The organism is Pseudomonas moorei (genome assembly GCF_008801475.1).
Lineage (GTDB): Bacteria > Pseudomonadota > Gammaproteobacteria > Pseudomonadales > Pseudomonadaceae > Aquipseudomonas > Aquipseudomonas moorei.
On sequence record NZ_VZPP01000013.1, the window covers coordinates 119,456 to 138,365 of the forward strand.

The 18,910-nt window shown below is 61.9% G+C and carries 15 protein-coding genes; 4 read left to right on the forward strand and 11 right to left on the reverse strand.

The features are described 5' to 3' along the window. Positions 1 to 124: 124 nt before the first annotated feature. The 5 genes from F7R06_RS23900 to F7R06_RS23925 form a co-directional block, all read right to left on the reverse strand. Positions 125 to 1,489 (reverse strand): heavy metal sensor histidine kinase, encoded by a 1,365-nt coding sequence (locus tag F7R06_RS23900; protein ID WP_090325021.1) that lies wholly within the window; start codon positions 1,487 to 1,489, stop codon positions 125 to 127. Beyond that, positions 1,479 to 2,156, reverse strand: coding sequence for a heavy metal response regulator transcription factor (locus tag F7R06_RS23905; RefSeq protein WP_033056445.1), 678 nt, complete (start codon positions 2,154 to 2,156; stop codon positions 1,479 to 1,481). Before F7R06_RS23905 ends, F7R06_RS23900 begins: the two co-directional genes overlap by 11 nt. Before the next feature lie 9 nt (positions 2,157 to 2,165). Next, positions 2,166 to 5,267: a multidrug efflux RND transporter permease subunit gene (locus F7R06_RS23910; RefSeq protein ID WP_090325019.1), complete on the reverse strand. Its 3,102-nt coding sequence runs from the start codon at positions 5,265 to 5,267 to the stop codon at positions 2,166 to 2,168. Beyond that, on the reverse strand, positions 5,264 to 6,424 hold the full coding sequence (locus tag F7R06_RS23915; protein WP_090325018.1) for an efflux RND transporter periplasmic adaptor subunit: 1,161 nt from the start codon (positions 6,422 to 6,424) through the stop codon (positions 5,264 to 5,266). Before F7R06_RS23915 ends, F7R06_RS23910 begins: the two co-directional genes overlap by 4 nt. 799 nt (positions 6,425 to 7,223) lie before the next feature. After that, entirely contained in the window at positions 7,224 to 8,192 is a 969-nt protein-coding gene (locus F7R06_RS23925) for a LysR family transcriptional regulator (RefSeq protein WP_090325016.1), read from the reverse strand. A gap of 181 nt (positions 8,193 to 8,373) precedes the next feature. On the opposite strand from F7R06_RS23925, the gene F7R06_RS23930 reads away from it, so the two are divergent. The 4 genes from F7R06_RS23930 (at position 8,374) to F7R06_RS23945 (ending at position 13,325) form a co-directional block, all read left to right on the forward strand. Continuing rightward, positions 8,374 to 9,873 (forward strand): efflux transporter outer membrane subunit, encoded by a 1,500-nt coding sequence (locus tag F7R06_RS23930; protein WP_090325015.1) that lies wholly within the window; start codon positions 8,374 to 8,376, stop codon positions 9,871 to 9,873. Between the two features lie 183 nt (positions 9,874 to 10,056). Beyond that, positions 10,057 to 12,261 carry an FUSC family protein gene (locus F7R06_RS23935; RefSeq protein WP_090325013.1) on the forward strand — a complete coding sequence of 735 codons (2,205 nt, stop codon included), beginning with the start codon at positions 10,057 to 10,059 and terminating at the stop codon, positions 12,259 to 12,261. Continuing rightward, positions 12,251 to 12,451: a DUF1656 domain-containing protein gene (locus tag F7R06_RS23940; RefSeq protein WP_047532914.1), complete on the forward strand. Its 201-nt coding sequence runs from the start codon at positions 12,251 to 12,253 to the stop codon at positions 12,449 to 12,451. The genes F7R06_RS23935 and F7R06_RS23940 overlap by 11 nt, the downstream gene beginning before the upstream one ends. Before the next feature lie 10 nt (positions 12,452 to 12,461). Then, positions 12,462 to 13,325 (forward strand): efflux RND transporter periplasmic adaptor subunit, encoded by an 864-nt coding sequence (locus tag F7R06_RS23945; RefSeq protein WP_090325011.1) that lies wholly within the window; start codon positions 12,462 to 12,464, stop codon positions 13,323 to 13,325. A 56-nt stretch (positions 13,326 to 13,381) separates the two neighbouring features. Here the strand turns inward: F7R06_RS23945 and F7R06_RS23950 are convergent, their stop codons facing one another. From F7R06_RS23950 to F7R06_RS23975, 6 genes are all read right to left on the reverse strand, one after another. After that, positions 13,382 to 13,780 (reverse strand): DUF4440 domain-containing protein, encoded by a 399-nt coding sequence (locus F7R06_RS23950; protein WP_090325010.1) that lies wholly within the window; start codon positions 13,778 to 13,780, stop codon positions 13,382 to 13,384. Between the two features lie 47 nt (positions 13,781 to 13,827). Beyond that, a complete protein-coding gene (locus tag F7R06_RS23955; RefSeq protein WP_090325008.1) occupies positions 13,828 to 14,652 on the reverse strand; it encodes an SDR family oxidoreductase in 825 nt (274 codons plus the stop codon). 35 nt (positions 14,653 to 14,687) lie between these two features. Further along, entirely contained in the window at positions 14,688 to 15,152 is a 465-nt protein-coding gene (locus tag F7R06_RS23960) for a multidrug transporter (RefSeq protein WP_090325006.1), read from the reverse strand. 222 nt (positions 15,153 to 15,374) lie between these two features. Further along, the gene (locus F7R06_RS23965) at positions 15,375 to 16,826 is read right to left on the reverse strand and encodes a mannose-1-phosphate guanylyltransferase/mannose-6-phosphate isomerase (RefSeq protein WP_090325005.1); all 1,452 of its coding nucleotides are present in this window, start codon (positions 16,824 to 16,826) and stop codon (positions 15,375 to 15,377) included. Positions 16,827 to 17,050: 224 nt separating this feature from the next. Then, the gene (locus tag F7R06_RS23970; protein WP_090325003.1) at positions 17,051 to 17,707 is read right to left on the reverse strand and encodes an alginate O-acetyltransferase AlgF; all 657 of its coding nucleotides are present in this window, start codon (positions 17,705 to 17,707) and stop codon (positions 17,051 to 17,053) included. A gap of 17 nt (positions 17,708 to 17,724) precedes the next feature. After that, the gene (locus tag F7R06_RS23975) at positions 17,725 to 18,900 is read right to left on the reverse strand and encodes an alginate O-acetyltransferase (protein WP_090325002.1); all 1,176 of its coding nucleotides are present in this window, start codon (positions 18,898 to 18,900) and stop codon (positions 17,725 to 17,727) included. Positions 18,901 to 18,910: the final 10 nt, after the last annotated feature.

Genomic DNA, 18,910 nt, shown 5'->3' on the forward strand with positions numbered 1-18,910 from the left:
TGGCAAGTGCTGTTTGGTGCGGGCAAAGATAAGGATGTTGGGCGCCGGGAAACAGACCTGATTCAAGAAAGGACTATTGCGGAAAAAGCAAAGATTGCAGCGAGTGGCAGTGCTGGCGGGTGCGTCAGACAGGCAGGTGAATCCCGAAGGTATTCATTCCATGGTCGCTGCGCACGAACACGTCGCCGCCATGCATCAGGGCAATCGCCTTGACGATCGCCAATCCCAACCCATGGTTGTTACCGCTGTTGCTGCGCGAAGCATCGACGCGGTAGAAGCGCTCGAACAAACGCGGCAAGTGCTCGCTGGCAATGGGCGAACCGGGGTTGGCCACGCCAATGCTGACCTGATGCTCTTCGGCCTCGATCCGTACCTGAATGACCTGCCCGGGTTCGGTGTGTTGTACGGCGTTACTCAGCAGGTTGATCAGCGCCCGGCGCAGATGCGCGATCTCGATCCGAACCTGAGCATCGCCGCTGACCTGCACCTGAACCTGGGCATCCTCGAGAATGAAATCCAGGTATTCGAGGGTCGTCGCCACTTCGTCAGCCAACGAGGTAGAGGTCAGTTTGGTCGCCTTACTGCCCTGGTCGGCGCTGGCGAGGAACAGCATGTCGTTGATGATCGAACGCAGTCGTTCCAGTTCTTCAAGATTCGATTGCAGCACCTCGAAATAATGCTCGGCCGAACGTCCGCGGGTCAGGGCGACCTGGGTCTGGCCGATCAGGTTGGTCAGGGGCGAGCGCAGTTCGTGAGCGACATCGGCATTGAACGACTCAAGGCGCGAGTAGGCCTGCTCGACCCGTTCCAGCGTGGAGTTGAACGAGTTGACGAACTGATTCAACTCCGGCGGCAACGACGACATTTGCAGACGCCCCGAGCGCAAGGGCGGAGCCAGACGCTGGGCTTCCTGAGACAGCTTGATCAAGGGTTTGAGGCCAATGCGCGCCACCCAATAACCCAGCGCCGACGCCAGCAGCACCCCGATAATCGCCAGGCTGATCAGGGCAATCAACAAGTGGTGTTGAGTCTGGAAAAAGGTCTCGGTGTCGATGCCGATCATGAAGCGCAGCGGCGGGCGCTGATCCTTGGCCGGGAATTCACTGACCAGTACTTTCAGTGGATAACGCTGATCCGGCAGTTGCAGGTCGCGCATGCCCAGCGGCCCTTGGGCGAAGGCGCGGATCTGCGGGGTGAGGTTGCCGTATTCGTACTGGGGATCGCCGCTGGTGATCCAGAAGCTGATGCGCTTGTCCTCTTCGCCGAGCAGCTTGAGCTTGTTGTTGATCTTCACCCAATGCTCGGGCGTGCCATAGCGGCCGACGGTGGATTCGAGCACGCTGTAGCGCGCATCCAGTTCGGCTTCAGGCAACAGTCCCAGGCCTTTATCCACCTGCTGATACAGCGCCCAGCCAATCAGGAGGAATACCAATAACGCCACCAGCGTGAACATGCCGCTCAGGCGCAGGGCGATCGAGTTACTGGACACCACGGCTCTCCAGCACATAACCCATGCCGCGAATGGTGTGCAGCAGTTTCTCTTCGAACGGCCCGTCGAGCTTGGCCCGCAAGCGTTTGATCGCGACTTCGACGACGTTGGCGTCGCTGTCGAAATTGATGTCCCAGACCATCTCGGCAATGGCCGTTTTCGAGAGGATTTCACCTTGCCGGCGGGCCAGTACGCTGAGCAACGAGAACTCCTTGGCGGTCAGGTCCAGGCGCGTACCGGCGCGGGTGGCCTTGCGGCTGATCAAATCTATCCACAGGTCGGCGATGCTCACTTGCACCGGTTCATGGCCGCCGCTGCGCCGGGTCAACGCTTGCAGACGCGCCACCAGCTCAAGGAAGGAAAACGGCTTGCCGAGGTAATCATCGGCACCGTCGCGCAGGCCCTTGATCCGGTCTTCGACACGCTCACGGGCAGTGAGCATGATCACCGGGGTTTGCTTGCGCGCACGCAGGGCGCGCAGTACGCCGAAGCCGTCCAGGCCCGGCAACATCACGTCGAGGACGATCACCGCGTAGTCGCTTTCCAGCGCCAGGTGCAGGCCTTCCACACCATCGCGCGCCAGGTCCACGGTGTAACCCTGTTCCGTCAGGCCGCGGTGCAGATAATCCGCGGTTTTTTCCTCGTCTTCGATAATCAGAACGCGCATGACCCCGCCTCAGTCTGTGGTTGCCAGCGCCGGTACGGGCGTAGGTTTGGGCTTATGAAATAACCGCTCAAGCCACAAGTATATGACCGGAGTGGTGAACAGCGTCAGCGCCTGGCTAACCAGCAAACCGCCAACGACCGCGATCCCCAGGGGCTGGCGCAACTCGGCGCCGGTGCCGTAGCCGAGCATCAGCGGCAGGGCGCCGAGCAGGGCGGCGAGGGTGGTCATGATGATCGGCCGGAACCGCGTGAGGCAGGCCTGGAAGATCGCTTCTTCCGGTGACAAGCCACCTTTGCGCTGCGCTTCGAGGGCGAAGTCGATCATCAGGATGCCGTTCTTCTTCACGATACCGATCAGCAGCACCAGTCCGATCAGCGCCATGATCGAAAAGTCCTGACCGCAAATCCACAGCATGATCACCGCGCCCAGGCCCGCCGAGGGCAGGGTCGAGATGATCGTCAGTGGATGCACGAAGCTTTCATAGAGCACACCGAGAATGATGTACACCGCCACCAGCGCCGCCAGGATCAGCCACGGCTGGCTGGCCAGCGAACTCTGGAAGGCCTGGGCCGCGCCCTGGAAATTGCCACTGATGGCTGCCGGCATGCCGATGTCGAGCTTGGCCTGGTTGAGGATGATCACCGCATCGCCCAACGCCACACCGGGTGCCAGGTTGAACGACAGGTTGGCCGCCGGGAACATCCCGTCATGGGCGATGGACAGCGGGCCGATGGTCGGCGCATCGAATTTCGCCAACGCCGACAACGGCACCATCTCGCCGCTCAGCGGGGAGCGCAGGTAGAAATAGTTGAGGCTTTCCGCCTTGCCGCGTTGCTGGGTGTCCAGTTCCAGGATCACGTTGTACTGGTTGATCTGGGTCTGGAATTCGTTGATCTGCCGCTGGCCAAAGGCGTCGTACAGCGCTTCGTCGACATCGCTGGCAGTCAGGCCGAAACGTGCCGCCGCGCTGCGGTCGATCGTGATGTGGGTGATGCTGCCACCCAGTTGCAGGTCATTGGACACATCGCGAAATGCCGGGTTGCTGCGAAGTTTTTCCGTCAGGCGCTGGGTCCAGGTGCTCAGCACCGCGCCGTCATTGCTCTTGAGTACGTATTGGTACTGGGCGCGGCTCGGGCCGGAGCTGAGGTTGATGTCCTGGCCGGCGCGCAGGTACAGCACGATGCCCGGTACTTTCATCAGTTGCGGGCGAATCCGGTCGATGAACTGACTGGCCGAAACGTCACGATCACTGCGTTTTTTCAGGGAAATCCAGAAGCGGCCGTTGGCGATGGTCTGGTTGCTGCCCGACACCCCGACCGAGTGGGAAAAGGCTTCGACCGCCGGGTCTGCCGCGACGATTTCAGCCATCGCCAGGTGCTTTTTCACCATGTCGCTGTAGGAAATATCCGCAGCCGCCTCGGTGGTGCCGAGGACGAATCCGGTGTCCTGCACCGGGAAGAAGCCTTTGGGGATAAAGATGTACCCGGCAATCGCCAGTCCGAGGGACAGGCCGAACACCCCGATCATCAACTTCTGATGCGCCAGGGCGTGGCGCAGGCCTTTTTCATAGAGGGCCAGCAAGCGTTCGCCGAAGGTCAGTTTGCTGTGGGCATGATGCACGGGCGCCCGCATGAACAGCGCAGCCAGTGTCGGGGCCAATGTCAGCGATACCACCACCGAAATCATGATGGTCGAGGTGGCGGTCAACGCGAACTCCTTGAACAACCGTCCGACCACGCCGCCCATGAACAGCAGCGGAATGAACGCCGCCACCAGCGAGAAACTGATCGAAACCACGGTAAAACCGATCTCGCCGGCGCCTTTGATCGCCGCTTCGCGCATGCCGTCGCCGGCTTCCAGGTGTCGGTGAATGTTCTCCACCACCACAATCGCATCGTCGACCACAAACCCCACGGCGACCACGATCGCCACCAGTGTCAGGTTGTTCAGGCTGAAGCCCATGATGTACATCAGGGCGAAACTGGCTGTCAGCGAAACCCCGAGCACCGCCGACACAATCATGGTTGCCGACCATTGGCGCAAGAACAGCGCCATCACCGCGACCACCAGCAGGATGGCGATCAGCAGGGTGACTTCCACTTCATGCAGCGAGGCGCGAATGGTCTGGGTGCGGTCGACCAGCACTTTGACCTGTACCGACGCCGGCAGCATGGCTTCGAGGGTGGGCAATGCGGCCTGGATGCGGTCCACGGTCTCGACGATATTGGCACCCGGCTGCCGGGATATGACCAGGTTCACCCCAGGCCGGTCACCGGCCCAGGCCTGGACGTAAGCATCTTCCGAACCGTTGACGACTTTGGCCACATCCTTCAAGTGAACCGGGGCACCGTCCTTGTAGGAAACGATGAGCTGGCTGTATTCCTCGGGGTGGAACAATTGGTCGTTGGTGGACAGCGTCGAAATACTCGACTCGCCGTACAGGGCCCCTTTGGCCAGGTTGAGGCTGGTTTTCTGGATCGCCAGGCGGATGTCGGCCAGCGTCAGGCCGATGGCGGCGAGCTTGTCGGCAGACGCCTGGACGCGAATCGCCGGGCGTTGCTGACCGGTGATGTTGATTTGGCCTACGCCATCGATCTGGCTGATCTGACGCGAGAGCAGGGTTTCCACCAGGTCGCTGAGTTCAGTGCCGGGCATCTGGGTCGAATTGACGCTGAGGATCAGAACCGGGCTGTCGGCGGGGTTGACCTTGCGCCAGGTCGGCAGGGTCGGCATGTCCTTGGGCAGTTTGCCGGCGGCGGTGTTGATCGCGGCCTGGACCTCTTGAGCGGCGGTATCGATGCTTTTATTGAGGGTGAATTGCAGGGTCAGGATGGTCGAGCCCAGGGCGCTGCTCGAGGTCATCTGGGTTACGCCGGGGATGGCGCTGAACTGCACTTCAAGCGGCGTGGCCACTGACGACGCCATGGTTTCCGGACTGGCGCCCGGCAATTGCGCCGCCACCTGGATGGTCGGGAACTCCGCTTCCGGCAGCGGCGCGATCGGCAGCCGAGGGAAGGCGATCACGCCGAGCATGACCAGGGCAAACGTCAGCAGGATGGTCGCGACCGGATGATCGATGCACCAGGCCGAAACCGAACCATGGCCCTTCATGGTTTCGACTCCGACTGGACCACTTGCGGCGGGTCGGTCAGGACCTGCACGGTCGAACCGGGTTTGAGCCGCGACTGGCCGTCGCTGACCAGCAGATCGCCCGGTTTGACCCCTTGGATGATGTCCTGGCCGCTGCCTTGGGAAATCATCTGTACGCTAACGGTTTCGACCTTGTCGCCGTTCACCCGGTAAACGAAATGCTGGTCAAGGCCACGCTGTACGACGGTGGGCGGAACCACCAGAGCATCTTTATCCAGCGCTGTCTGAATTTTTACCGTCACCAGCAGGCCCGGCCAGAGCTTCTGCGCGGGGTTGCTGAATTCAGCCTTGGCGCGAATGGTCCCGGTGTTGGCGTTGATCTGGTTGTCGATCAGGGTCAGATGGCCTTCACCCAGCAGGTTGCCGGTTTCGCCATCGGTGTCGGCGCCGATATAGGCCTTCACTTGGGCGCGCTCCGGATCGCCGATCAAGCCTTGCAGGGTCGGCAGCATTTGCTGTGGCAGGGAGAACTCCACGGCGATCGGATCGATCTGGGTCACGGTGAACAGCCCTTGGGCGTCGGCCATGCGCAGGAAATTGCCTTCGTCCACCGTACGAATACCGACGCGGCCGGTGACCGGGGAGCGAATCTGTGTGTAGGACAGTTGCACCTGTGCCGCATCAATCGAGGCCTGGTTGCCCTGGGCGGTGGCCTTGAGCTGGTTGACCAGCGCTTGTTGCTGGTCGTAGGTCTGTTTCGAGACGCCATCGTCGACGCTCAGCAGTTTGTAGCGCTTGAGGTTGACCAGCGCCACTTGCAGTTGCGCCTGGCTTTCACCCAGTTGCGCCTTGGCCTGATCGAGGCTGGCGCGGATCGAGCGGTCGTCAATGGTGGCCAGCAGGTCGCCCTTGTTCACCAGTTGGCCTTCCTTGACCAGTAATTTGGTGAGTATGCCGTCGATTTGCGGGCGGACCACCACGCTGTGCAGGGACAGGACCGAGCCGATACCGCTGGCGTAGCGGGGGACGTCTTTTTGGACGACGCTGACCACGCGTACGGGGATGGCGGTGGGGGCGGTGAGTCTGGTTTTGGCGGGTTGAGTGGCATACCACAGGCCCAGCGCTGCCAGGACGATCAGGAGGGCGACGAGCAGGGCGGGTTTTTGCTGGATTCGCATGCGAGTGGGACGCCAGGGCTGGGTAGTCGGTAGGTTGATTGCTTCCTTTATAAACCTGTTTGGCGGTCAGGAAGGTGACTGCTAACTGACGGCGCTGTCAGTTTGGTTTGACCTTGGCGGCCTTTGGGCCGACCAGGTTTTGGGTTGGTTGGGTACATATCCGTTGCTGCGGTGAGGGCGGCTGGCGGTTTCGCCCTTACGGCGAGGCACTTTTTTCAAACGCCGGAGTGCCGGCCCAGCAAAAAGTACCCAAAAAGGCTCGCCCCGAGCGTCCGGCCCCTCGCTGGGGCTCGGGGTTCCTTCGCTGCGGTATCCATCCGGGGACACTGCCCTCCGGTCGGCTTCGCTTCGACCTACATGCAGCGTGTTCGACTACGTCGAACGGCGCTGCGCGCCACTCCCCGGATGAACACCTCCACTCAGCCTCCCGAAGGGGCGGGTGAATCAAGATCAAGAGCTGCAGGCGAGCTAACGCTCGGCCTGATGAGTGGTGAGGAGCGATGGGTGTGCGCCGTTTTGCTTTTCTGTGGGAGCTGGCTTGTCGGGGCGCCGCATCGCAGCGATGGCGGCCTGACAGCCGACCAATCACCCGCCGGTGTGATCAATCCACTGTAGGAGCGAGCCTGCTCGCGATGAACGTCCGGGCAACGCGGGCATTCAGACAGCCCGCGTCATCGTTGACGTCCATCGTCGGAACGCCGCCCGGAGCAAGCTCGCTCCTGCAAGTAGTGTTGGTCGAACGCGGAATAGGGTTACGCAGCCCATTGCCCGGTGGGAGCATTGTGTGTCCCTGGCAGGCTCAGTTCGCCATTCGCGCTCCGGCCAGGCTTCCGCTCAATTCATAAGCCGCCAGTTCCGCCTGATGCGCGGCCAACAACTCCGGCAGCGATCCACGCAAATACTCGACCCAAGTCTTGATCTTCGCATCCAGGTATTGCCGCGACGGGTAGATGGCGTACAGGTTCAGTTCCTGGGAGCGGTATTTGGGCATCACGCGTACCAGGGTGCCGTTGCGCAGGCCGTCGATCGCGGCGTACAGCGGCAGCACGCCGACGCCCATGCCGCTGGTGATCGCGCTTTTCATGGCGTCGGCGGAGTTCACCAGAAAGGGCGAGCTGTTGATGGTGACCATTTCCTGGCCGTCCGGGCCGTCGAAGGCCCATTTTTCCAAGGGGATCACCGGGCTCACCAGGCGCAGGCAGGCGTGGTTGAGCAGGTCGCTGGGCTTTTGCGCGCAACCGTTGGCTTTGACGTAGGCCGGGGAGGCACAAACGATGCTGTAAGTAATTCCCAGGCGTTGCGAGACGAACCCCGAGTCCGGCAGTTCGCTGGCCAGCACGATGGAGACGTCGTAGCCCTCGTCGAGCAGGTCCGGCACGCGGTTGGCCATGGTCAGGTCGAAGGTCACGTCCGGGTGGGTCTTGCGGTAGCCGGCGATGGCGTCGATCACGAAGTGCTGACCGATGCCGGTCATGGTGTGCACCTTCAGCTGTCCGGCCGGGCGCGCATGAGCGTCGCTGGCCTCGGCTTCGGCTTCTTCGACGTAGGCCAGGATCTGTTCGCAGCGCAGCAGGTAGCGCTTGCCGGCTTCGGTCAGGGCGATGCGGCGGGTCGTGCGGTTGAGCAGACGGGTTTGCAGGTGGGCTTCCAGGTTGGAGACCGCGCGCGAGACGTTGGCCGTGGTGGTATCCAGCTGTACGGCGGCGGCGGTGAAGCTGCCAGCCTCGGCCACGTAACTGAAGGCGCGCATGTTTTGCAATGTGTCCATGGGGTGCTCTCGGGTTCGATGGCAAATTGTGACACGAAGTTTCAAAGACTGAGACCCCGACCAAGGGATTATCGCGTTAACGGTAACAAAGATTCACAGGAATCCCGGCTTATCGCCATTCCGGCCGCCCCCTAGAATTGCGCATCCCGCAAATAATCCCCCACCTCAGGATATCGCAGCAGTGCCGCGTCGCATCAGCAGAGCGCTTCAACCGCTCAGTGTTTTGGCTTTAACCCTGGCAATCAGCGGCTGCATCGGAACCGGAGGTATTGCCCCGCAGGGCAAGGCGCTGGAGGCCAATGCACTGGTCACCGATGAAGCCATCCAAAGCGCCGCTCAGGATGCGCATTGGCCGACCGCCCAGTGGTGGCAGGCTTATGGCGACCCGCAACTGGACCGCTGGATCGACCTCGCCGTGCAAGGCAGCCCGACCATGGCCATGGCCGCCGCCCGGGTGCGTCAGGCCAAATCCCTGGCTGGGGTCGCAGAATCTGCCGAATCGCTGCAGATCAATGGCGAGTCGACCCTCAAGCGCCACAACTGGCCGACCGATCAGTTCTATGGCCCGGGTGAGCTGGCCAACACCACCACCTGGGACAACAACGCGGCACTGGGTTTCAGCTACGCCCTTGACCTCTGGGGTCGTGAAAGCAATGCCACCGAGCGCGCCGTGGACATGGCCCACATGACCGTCGCCGAAGCGCGCCAGGCCCAGCTCGAACTGCAGAACAACATCGTGCGCGTCTACATCGAACTCTCGCTGCATTACGCACAGCGGGATATCGTCGAAGCCACCTTGAAGCAGCAACAGCAGATCCTCGAACTGGCGCAAAAGCGCTTGAACGGCGGGATCGGCACCCATTTCGAAGTCAGCCAGGCCGAAACGCCGCTGCCGGAAACCCATCGTCAGATCGACGCGCTGGACGAAGAGATCGCCCTGAGCCGCAATCAACTGGCCGCCCTTGCCGGCAAGGGGCCGGGCGAGGGCGCGCGGTTGCAGCGCCCGACCCTGTCGTTGGGCGCCGCCTTGAAATTGCCGTCGGCGTTGCCGGCGCAGTTGCTCGGTCAGCGCCCGGACGTGGTCGCCAGTCGCTGGCAAGTCGCGGCACAGGCCCGTGGTATCGACGTTGCCCATGCCGGTTTCTATCCCAACGTCGACCTGGTCGGCAGCCTCGGCTACATGGCGACTGGCGGTGGCGCGCTGGAGTTTTTGACCGGCAAGAAACTCAACTACAGCGTCGGCCCGGCGATTTCCTTGCCGATCTTTGACGGCGGGCGACTGCGCGCGGAGCTGGGTGAAGCGTCGGCCGGTTATGACATGGCGGTGGCCAGGTACAACCAGACCCTGGTCAATGCCCTGAAGAACATCTCCGACCAGTTGATCCGCCGCGAGTCCATGGACAAGCAGCAGGCTTTCGCTGCCGAATCGGTGGCGACCGCGCAGAAAACCTATGACATCGCGATGATCGCCTATCAGCGCGGGCTCACCGATTACCTCAACGTGCTCAATGCCCAGACCCTGTTGTTCAAACAGCAGCAAGTGCAGCAGCAGGTGCAGGCGGCGCGACTGAGCGCCCATGCCGAGCTGGTGACAGCGCTCGGCGGCGGGTTGGGGGCCGGTAACGATGTGCCCAAGGACAGTCAGACAGCCGCGCCGAAAACGCCGAGACTGCTGAGGTGACCCGGATGCATCAGGCCAGGCCATCTTTGTGGCGAGGGAGCTTGCTCCCGCTTGAGTGCGCAGCACTCACAACATCAGCAATGACTGCCAGCGTTTTGGGGCTGCTTCGCAGCCCGGCGCGAGCAAGCTCGCTCGCCACAGGGCGTCAATTGTTTCCAGACTTTCCCAAGTGAGCAGGACTCCATGACTTCTTTGCCCGCACCTCTGCGCTGGCTGTATTCCCTGGAATGGCGCCGGGGGTTCTTTGACTGGGCACGCAGCGACGGCGTGACCTGGGTGTACATTTTCAAGGTGTTGATCGCCGCATTCCTGACCCTGTGGCTGGCCATGCGCCTGGAGCTGCCGCAGCCACGCACCGCGATGATCACGGTGTTCATCGTCATGCAGCCGCAGAGCGGTCATGTATTCGCCAAGAGTTTCTATCGGTTCCTCGGCACCCTGGCCGGGTCGTCGGTGATGGTCGCGTTGATCGCCCTGTTCGCGCAGAACACCGAGTTGTTCCTCGGTTCGCTGGCAATCTGGGTCGGTATCTGCACGGCCGGGGCGGCCCGTTGCCGCAACTTCCGCGCCTACGGTTTCGTACTGGCCGGTTACACCGCGGCAATGGTCGGCTTGCCTGCGCTGGCGCATCCGGAAGGTGCGTTCATGGCGGCGGTCTGGCGAGTGCTGGAAATCTCCCTGGGGATTCTCTGCTCGACCCTGGTCAGCGCCGCGATCCTGCCGCAATCGGCCAGTGCCGCCATGCGCAACGCCTTGTATCAGCGTTTCGGTGTGTTCTCCTTGTTCGTCACCGACGGGTTGCGTGGGCGCAGCCAGCGCGAGGCATTCGAGGCCGGCAACGTGCGCTTCATCGCCGAGGCCGTGGGCCTGGAGGGGCTGCGCAGCGTCACCGTGTTCGAAGACCCGCATATGCGTCGGCGCAACGGTCGGCTCAGTCGCTTGAACAGCGAGTTCATGGGCATCACCACCCGCTTCAACGCCTTGCACCAGTTGCTGGAACGTCTGCGCAGCAGTGCCGCGGACCAAGTGGTGGCCGCAATCAAACCGGGGTTGCAGGACCTCGCCGAGTTGCTCGACGGCTTTAGCGGTCGCGCCCTGACCAACGCCGATGCGGCGCGTCTGGTGACAGCCCTGAGCGCTTACAAGGAAGGCTTGCCGGCACGGGTGCGCAGCCTGCGGGCTATTTTCCAGGAGAGTCAGCCGAGCGACGCCGAGCAACTGGATTTCCACACGGCGTACGAGCTGCTCTATCGCTTTGTCGATGACCTGCACAGTTACGCACAGACCCACGCATCACTGGCCGATCACAGCCACGAACGGGAGCGTTGGGACGAGCCGTTCACGCCGCAGACCAGTTGGCTGGTGTCAGCGGCCTCGGGCATTCGCGCCGCGTTCATCCTGGTGGTACTGGGCAGCTATTGGGTCGCCACGGCGTGGCCGAGCGGGGCGACCATGACGTTGATCGCCGCCGCCACCGTCGGCCTCTCCGCCGCCACTCCGAACCCCAAGCGCATGTCGTTCCAAATGGCTTGCGGCACCTTCCTCGGGGCACTGATCGGCTTCGTCGAGATGTTCTTCATTTTCCCGTGGATCGATGGTTTCCCGTTGCTCTGTGTGATGCTCGCACCGGTGATCGTGCTGGGTTCGTTCCTCGCCTCGCGGCCGCAGTACGCCGGGGTCGGGCTGGGGCTGCTGATCTTTTTCAGTACCGGTTCGGTGCCGGACAATCTCACGGTCTACAACCCGTACAGCTTCATCAACGACTACATCGCCATGGTGCTGGGCATGCTGGTGTGCGCGGCGGCGGGGGCGATCATTCTGCCGCCCAACAGCCGTTGGCTGTGGCGGCGACTGGAGCAGGATCTGCGTGGTCAGGTGGTGTACGCCATCAGTGGCAAACTCAAGGGCCTGGCGTCGAGTTTTGAAAGCCGCACCCGTGACCTGGTGCATCAGGCCTATGGCTTCGCGGCGGGGCAGCCGCAGGTCCAGCGAAACCTGCTGCGCTGGATGTTCGTGGTGCTGGAAGTGGGGCACGCGATCATTGAGCTGCGCAAGGAGCAGGCGATCCTGCCGGTGCATCCCGCCTATGCCGAATCCCAGCCGTGGCGCCAGTCGATCCGCGTGATGGGCCGAGCGCTGGTGCGGCTGTTCCTGCAACCCGGCCAGAGCAATCAGGAGCGTGCATTGATCGCGGTCGACCATGCCATCAGCCGCGTGCAAGCCACCGACGAACCATTCGCTCCGCACTTCGATACCTCGGCGCTGCGCCGGGTCAAGAGCTACCTGCACTTCATCCGCACTTCGCTGCTGGACCCGCAATCACCGCTCGCCGGCTACACCCATGCCATCGCCACTGCCAAGCCCCAAGGACTTGAACATGCCTCGTGAAATCGCCTTCCACGGCGTGTACATGCCGACCATGACACTGATGTTTTTGATCGCGGCGGCGTTGGCCTGGGCGCTGGACCGCTTCCTGTCCGGGTTCGACCTGTACCGCTTCTTCTGGCACCCGGCGCTGCTGCGCCTGAGTCTGTTTACCTGTCTGTTCGGCGCCCTGGCGCTGACTGTCTACCGTTGAGAACACCCTGATGAAAAAGCTATTCAGCCTGCTCGCAACCCTGCTGGTACTGGCCCTGGCGATATGGATCGGCCGGACCCTCTGGGTGCACTACATGGAGACACCATGGACCCGCGACGGGCGGGTACGCGCCGACATCATCAACGTCGCCGCCGATGTCACTGGCGAAGTGGTGGACGTGCCGGTGCGTGACAACCAGTTGGTGAAGAAGGGTGACCTGCTGATGCAGATCGACCCCGAGCACTATCGCCTGGCGGTCAAACAGGCACAGTCGCTGGTGGCGTCGCGCAAGGCCACGTGGGAGATGCGCAAGGTCAACGCCCATCGCCGGGCCGACATGGACAACCTGGTGATCTCCAAAGAAAACCGCGATGACGCCAGTAACCTCGCCGACTCGGCCCTGGCCGACTACCAGCAGGCCCAGGCGCAACTGGAAGCCGCCGAACTGAACCTCAAACGCACCGAAGTCCGCGCCGCCGTGGACGGTTACGTGACCAACCTCAATGTGCATCGCGGCGACTACGCGCGCATTGGTGAAGCGAAAATGGCCGTGGTCGACATGAATTCCTTCTGGGTCTACGGCTTTTTCGAAGAAACCAAACTGCCCCATGTGCGCGTGGGCGATCAGGCCGACATGCAGCTGATGAGCGGCGAAGTGCTCAAGGGCCATGTGGAAAGCATCTCGCGCGGCATCTACGACCGCGACAACCCGGAAAGCCGTGAGTTGATCGCCGACGTGAACCCGACGTTCAACTGGGTGCGCCTGGCACAACGGGTGCCGGTGCGGATTCACATCGACGAAGTGCCGGAAGGCGTGCTGTTGGCGGCGGGGATTACGTGTACGGTGGTGGTGAAGCCTGCGGCTGGTGAGTAGCTCCTGGACAAGCATGACATTGTGGCGAGGGAGCAAGCTCCCTCGCCACAACAATTTCAGACTTGGCTAAACGTCTCGTGCAAATGTCGCCACAGCACCTTGCCGTCCGCCTGTTTCTCGAACACCACGGTCGAGCGCCGATCCGAATGCAGCCCCGTCGCATCGGTCTGCTGCTCGCGGTAACTGACGGTGGCGCCACCGTCATGCAGCGCAATGCCGCGCAATTCGCTCAACTCGATACGAAAACCCAGCTTCTTGCCGCCGGCCAGCATGAACAACTCGTTCAGCGCGGCAAAATCCAGCACGCGGCCTAATGGCGAAACCATGGAAAATTGCGGCGAAAAACGTGTCAGCAACTGTTCGAGTTCGCGCACATCGCGTTCTTCGGCCAGCCATTGTTCGATGGCAACGTGGGCCTGGATCACTTCGTCGAAGTATTCGGTGTAGTCGGTCATGGTGTTTCCTCAAAATCTGCCTGGCCGCGAAGAACGATAACCCGGTCTCAGAGCTGCCCGCGCAATCCGAACCGCTTCATCAAGCCTGACTCCAGCAGGCCCTTGGGCAACAATCCGGCCATCAACGGCAATGCCCGGCTGCCGTTGCCCAGGCGTAACAGCCGTGGCGGCTTGCCTTGCTGCACAGCCTTGAGCACGCCAGCGGCGAATTCGCTGGCGGGTGTCGGTTTGTCCTGGGAGGCCCTGGCCCTGGCCCGGATACCTTCGCGCAACGGAAACCACGGCGACTGATCGCTGATCAATTGTTCGGCCTCATGGCCGGCGTTCTTGGCAAAACTCGACGCGATGGCCCCCGGCTGAACCTCCATGACCCGCACGCCAAATGGCGCCAGTTCCATGCGCAAGGCATCGCTCAAGGCATGCACCGCCGCTTTCGACGCGCAGTAGGCGCCGGCGAAGGGCGTCACCAGCACGCCAGAGACGCTGCCGATGTTCACCACCAGTCCTCGGGCCCGGCGCAACACCGGGAACAGTGCGCGGGTCACGCCGACAATGGCGAACACATTGGTTTCGAACTGGCGTTGCATCGCGGGCACGCCGCCATCGAGCAGCGGGCCCATGGCGCCATAACCGGCGTTGTTGATCAGCACGTCGAGGCCACCATGTTGCTGGTTGATGCGCTCGCTCAACTGTTCAAGCGCCTGGCCATCGTTGACGTCCAATTGCACGGCGCTGAAGCCGGCGGCGGTCAGGGCTGCCACGTCTTCGGGTTTGCGGGCGCTGGCCCAGACTGTGTAGCCGGCGGCTTTGAATACATCAGCCAGGGCGCGGCCGATGCCGCTTGAACATCCGGTAATCAACGCAACGGGCATGGCGCGGTCCTTGTGCAAAAAAAAGGGGGGAGGGCTCAGTCGGAGAAATTACCCTGCAAACGCTCGGCGCGAAACTCCAGGGTTTCCGGGCGGTAGCCAGGACGCAATGGTGGCAGCGGCAGACAGTCTTCCCAGTTGCCACCGGCCTGCAATTCGCCGGGGCCACGATAGCGCGGGGCGGTGTACTGGTTGTCAGCGAGATTGACCGTGTCGCCTGGCGCGTAGGCAGCGACACGCCAGCGCAGTTCGGTCAGCGGTACGTCGTTGCCGTTTTTCAGGGTCAATTGCAGCGGCCGGTCGGCAGGGCAGTGTTTCGGCGCGTAGCTGATGCGCAATTCAAGACGTTCCAGTTGCTTGAGTTCGCGGTGGTCCATCCAGATCACCCACGTGGCGACGATGCCCAGGCCCACGGCGGCGGCCATGGAAACGGGCAGGGCTTTGGCCGGATAGCGCAGTAGCAGGATCAGCCAGGTGATGACCAGCAGGACACCGATGAACATGACGCGCAAACCTCGGAAGCAGAGAGGAGCATCCTACCTAAGCGTAGGTGAGGTTGGCGATGGGCGGGATTTCGGCGGTGGATTGACTGGCCTCATCGCGGGCAAGCCCGCGATGAGGCCAGTCGGGACAACATACAATCCAGGCAAAAAAAGCCCCCGTCCAACCCGCTGCGGATAGGGAACGCAGCAAGCTGGACGGGGGCTTGTTTTTTTACAGGTCAATCACTGCGCGATGGTTTTCACCGACACGCCACGTTCGATCGGGGTGGAGCGACCGTAGATGTCGTCGTACCGCTCGATGTCGTCTTCGCCCAGATAACTGCCCGATTGCACTTCGATGATCTCCAGTGGAATCTTGCCCGGGTTGCGCAAACGGTGAACCGAGGCAATCGGAATGTAGGTCGACTGGTTCTCGGTGAGCAGGAACACGTTCTCGTCGCAGGTCACTTCAGCCGTGCCGCTGACCACGATCCAGTGCTCGGCGCGGTGGTGGTGCATTTGCAGCGACAGGCACGCGCCCGGCTTGACCGAGATGTGCTTGACCTGGAAGCGCCCGCCCATGTCCACCGAGTCGTAGGAGCCCCACGGACGATAGACCTCGCAGTGGTTCTGGGTTTCGCTGCGGCCCTGTTCGTTGAGGGTGTTGACCATTTGTTTCACGCCTTGGACCTTGTCCTTGTGGGCGATCATCATGGCGTCCTTGGTTTCGACGACCACGATGTTTTCCAGGCCGATCACCGACACCAGTTTGCCGTTGCCGTGGATCATGCAGTTACGGCTGTCCTGGATGACCACGTCGCCTTTGGTGACGTTGCCATTGGCGTCTTTTTCGTTCACTTCCCACAACGACGACCAGCAGCCGACATCGCTCCAGCCGGCGGTCAGCGGCACGACGCAGGCGCGCCGGGTTTTTTCCATCACCGAGTAGTCGATGGAATTGTCCGGGCAGCAGGCGAAAGTCGCTTCGTCGATGCTCACGGTATCGGCATCCTGCGCGCTGCGCTCCAGGGTCAGCAGGCAGGTGTCGTAGATGTCCGGATCGTGCTTTTTCAGCTCTTCGAGGAAACGGCTGGCGCGGAACAGGAACATGCCGCTGTTCCAGAAATAACCGCCGGACTGGACGAACTCGGTGGCGCGTTTCACGTCGGGTTTTTCGACGAAGTGCGAGACGCGGCTGACGCCTTCGGGCAACAGCGAATCGTTGGTCGACTTGATGTAGCCATAGCCGGTTTCCGGTTTGGTGGCCGGTACACCGAACAGCACCATCTCGCCGTTTTCGGCGGCGACCGTGGCCAGCGCCAGGGCGCGTTGCAAGGCTTTCTGGTCTTCCAGTACGTGGTCGGCCGGCAGCACCAGCATCAGCTCGTCGCGACCCTCATTGACCAGCATCATCGCGGTCAGGGCCACGGCCGGCGCAGTGTTGCGACCGAACGGCTCCATCAGGATGCGCTGGGTTTCCAGTTTGCGGGCGGTCAGTTGCTCGTTGACGATGAAACGGTGGTCCTTGTTGCAGACCACGATCGGCGTGTCCATACCTTCGAACACCAGGCGCTCCAGGGTTTGCTGGAACAGCGTGTGCTCGCCGGTCAGGGCCAGGAACTGTTTCGGGAATTGCTTACGGGAAAGCGGCCAAAGACGTGAGCCACTACCACCTGACAAGATCACCGGAATCATGTTGTTACTCCTTGAAAATCGTTTGGTTAGAGCTACGAACGCTGTGTCGTTTCACTCTTGTTCTTGTTCCGTGTCCCGGCTGACAGCTCGGTCCCTTTTAGGAGCGAGCCTTGCTCGCGATGGACGTCAACGAAAACGCGTGCTGTCTGGATGAATGCGTTGTCCTTGAGTTCATTGCGAGCAGGCTCGCTCCTGCAGGGTTCCTGGTCAGCCGGAAAAATGAATTAGCGCGTCGAAACCGGGCGTTTCACCCAGACCGGCGACAGGCTGCTGCCATTGCCGGTGACGTACAGCACCGCGGCCTCACCGCGTTCCAGGGCGACCGGTTTTACGTCGCCGACTTTCTTGTCCCCATCGTATAGCGCCAGGCTGACTTTCACCGGGTTGATTTCACGTTCGCCACGGCCCTTGGCAGCCACGTTCGGCACCACGTCGGTCTTGCCGTCGGCGGTTTTCAGGGTCAGCGCCTTGTCGCTGAGGTTCTGCACCCGTACCAGGGATTTCTGTTTGTTCTTGAACGGTGGTTCCTCGATCAACTGCGGTGCGCCACTGGCGTTGTTGACCAGGGTGTAATAGTGATCGCCGGCCAGTTTCACCGGCAGGCTCTGGCTGCCGACCTTGGCGCTGTAGTCACCGCCCGGCATGAAGCTGAAGTCACTGCTGGACAGGGGCGCGACGTCGCTCAGGTTGGTGCTGCCGACGGTGGCGCTGACTTCGGCGTTGCTGGCGTTGTAGATCCGCACAAAGGTCGAGCCTTTCGGTGCGGTCGGGCCATACAGCGCCGCGTCGCCACCGGCGAAGGCCTGCATCGAAAGCACACTCATACCAGCAACGAGTGCGAAGGTCTTGGCGAGACGACGAGGAGTAGTCGTGAAAGTCATGGAAGTACCTCTCTCTTTCAGTTTTGCGCCCGGTCGGGCGTCTCGGATTTAGTGTTGATTGCTACGTTTTGTTGGCGCGCGCCGGCTTGTTTAAGCTCTGCGACCCACTGCGGGTCGGCGTCGCCGATTTCGTTGTTCACAGGCAGATATCGTTCCGGAAACTCCCAGATCAGCACTTGTGGCGGGCTGTTCTTGAAAGCATCGCTTTTCAGGTAGCTGAGCATTGGCAGGATCGGGCCGTGGCCGTCTTCGGCGTAATTGACCACGTCGCTGTGCAGCGCTTGTTTCAGCGCGCCGACGAAGTTCCAGTTGGGGTTGGCGCTGTAGCTGGTGCCGATCAGCGCCACGGGTACTTCGGTGTTGGCGAACAGGGCGTCGTCACCGGCTGGCTGGTCGCCGGCCGCCACGGTGTTGCGTTTCTGCAAAGGCTCTTGCGCCGGCATCAGGTTCTCGAACAGTGGGTCCAGTGGCAGGAACAGACGCAGGTCGCCCTTGTGCGTGACTTTCTCCGCCGGCTGGGTGACGAAGTTCTGCGGTTCGCCGCTCAGCGGGAACTTGTCGGCAATGGTCTTGGCCACGCGGTTGGCCGCGATTTCCGCGCCTTCCGGCGTCCAGTGGGTGTCAGTGCGCAGGAACACTTGCTGACCGTTCTGTTTGGCTTTCAGCAGCGGGCCGAGCAGGTCAGGCGCAGGGATCCGGTCGGCCGCCAGGCGCTGGTGGAAGTCCTGGTAGAGATTGGCGTGGATGCTCGCCGGTTTCACCTCGCCGAGGTGTTCCGGGTACAGCCGCACCTTGGCCGGCACCACTGCCATCACCAGTTGCACGCCTTTGGCTTTCAAGGTCTGGCGCACGCCTTCGACCAGCGCGTAGTTGCCTTGCAGGTTCAGCTCTTCGTTGACGATCGGGTGGAACTCTTCATCGCTGTACAGCCACTGGTCGCGACCGAGCACAACGCCCGGACGACCTTCGTTGAACAGCTTGAAGTCCAGCGCCGCCCAGAGGTTGGTGCCCAGGCGCTTGATCGGAAACTCGTCGTCGTAGTGCGTCTCTACCGCTTTGGTCCAGCGACCGTTCAGCACCGTGGCGTCGGCGTTGGTGCTGAAACCGAAGAAGCTGCGCGTGGACCACAGGCCCAGGGCCAACAGGGTCACCAGGAACAGGGCGATGTAGAAGATGCGTAATGAGCGGGTCATGGTCAGATCC

What these genes read in the sequence shown, in the direction of transcription:
- F7R06_RS23905 (WP_033056445.1), bottom strand. Translation starts at nt 2,156, where the DNA reads ATGCGCGTTCTGATTATCGAAGACGAGGAAAAAACCGCGGATTATCTG.
- F7R06_RS23910 (WP_090325019.1), bottom strand. Translation starts at nt 5,267, where the DNA reads ATGAAGGGCCATGGTTCGGTTTCGGCCTGGTGCATCGATCATCCGGTC.
- F7R06_RS23915 (WP_090325018.1), bottom strand. Translation starts at nt 6,424, where the DNA reads ATGCGAATCCAGCAAAAACCCGCCCTGCTCGTCGCCCTCCTGATCGTC.
- F7R06_RS23925 (WP_090325016.1), bottom strand. Translation starts at nt 8,192, where the DNA reads ATGGACACATTGCAAAACATGCGCGCCTTCAGTTACGTGGCCGAGGCT.
- F7R06_RS23935 (WP_090325013.1), top strand. Translation starts at nt 10,057, where the DNA reads ATGACTTCTTTGCCCGCACCTCTGCGCTGGCTGTATTCCCTGGAATGG.
- F7R06_RS23940 (WP_047532914.1), top strand. Translation starts at nt 12,251, where the DNA reads ATGCCTCGTGAAATCGCCTTCCACGGCGTGTACATGCCGACCATGACA.
- F7R06_RS23945 (WP_090325011.1), top strand. Translation starts at nt 12,462, where the DNA reads ATGAAAAAGCTATTCAGCCTGCTCGCAACCCTGCTGGTACTGGCCCTG.
- F7R06_RS23950 (WP_090325010.1), bottom strand. Translation starts at nt 13,780, where the DNA reads ATGACCGACTACACCGAATACTTCGACGAAGTGATCCAGGCCCACGTT.
- F7R06_RS23955 (WP_090325008.1), bottom strand. Translation starts at nt 14,652, where the DNA reads ATGCCCGTTGCGTTGATTACCGGATGTTCAAGCGGCATCGGCCGCGCC.
- F7R06_RS23960 (WP_090325006.1), bottom strand. Translation starts at nt 15,152, where the DNA reads ATGTTCATCGGTGTCCTGCTGGTCATCACCTGGCTGATCCTGCTACTG.
- F7R06_RS23965 (WP_090325005.1), bottom strand. Translation starts at nt 16,826, where the DNA reads ATGATTCCGGTGATCTTGTCAGGTGGTAGTGGCTCACGTCTTTGGCCG.
- F7R06_RS23970 (WP_090325003.1), bottom strand. Translation starts at nt 17,707, where the DNA reads ATGACTTTCACGACTACTCCTCGTCGTCTCGCCAAGACCTTCGCACTC.
- F7R06_RS23975 (WP_090325002.1), bottom strand. Translation starts at nt 18,900, where the DNA reads ATGACCCGCTCATTACGCATCTTCTACATCGCCCTGTTCCTGGTGACC.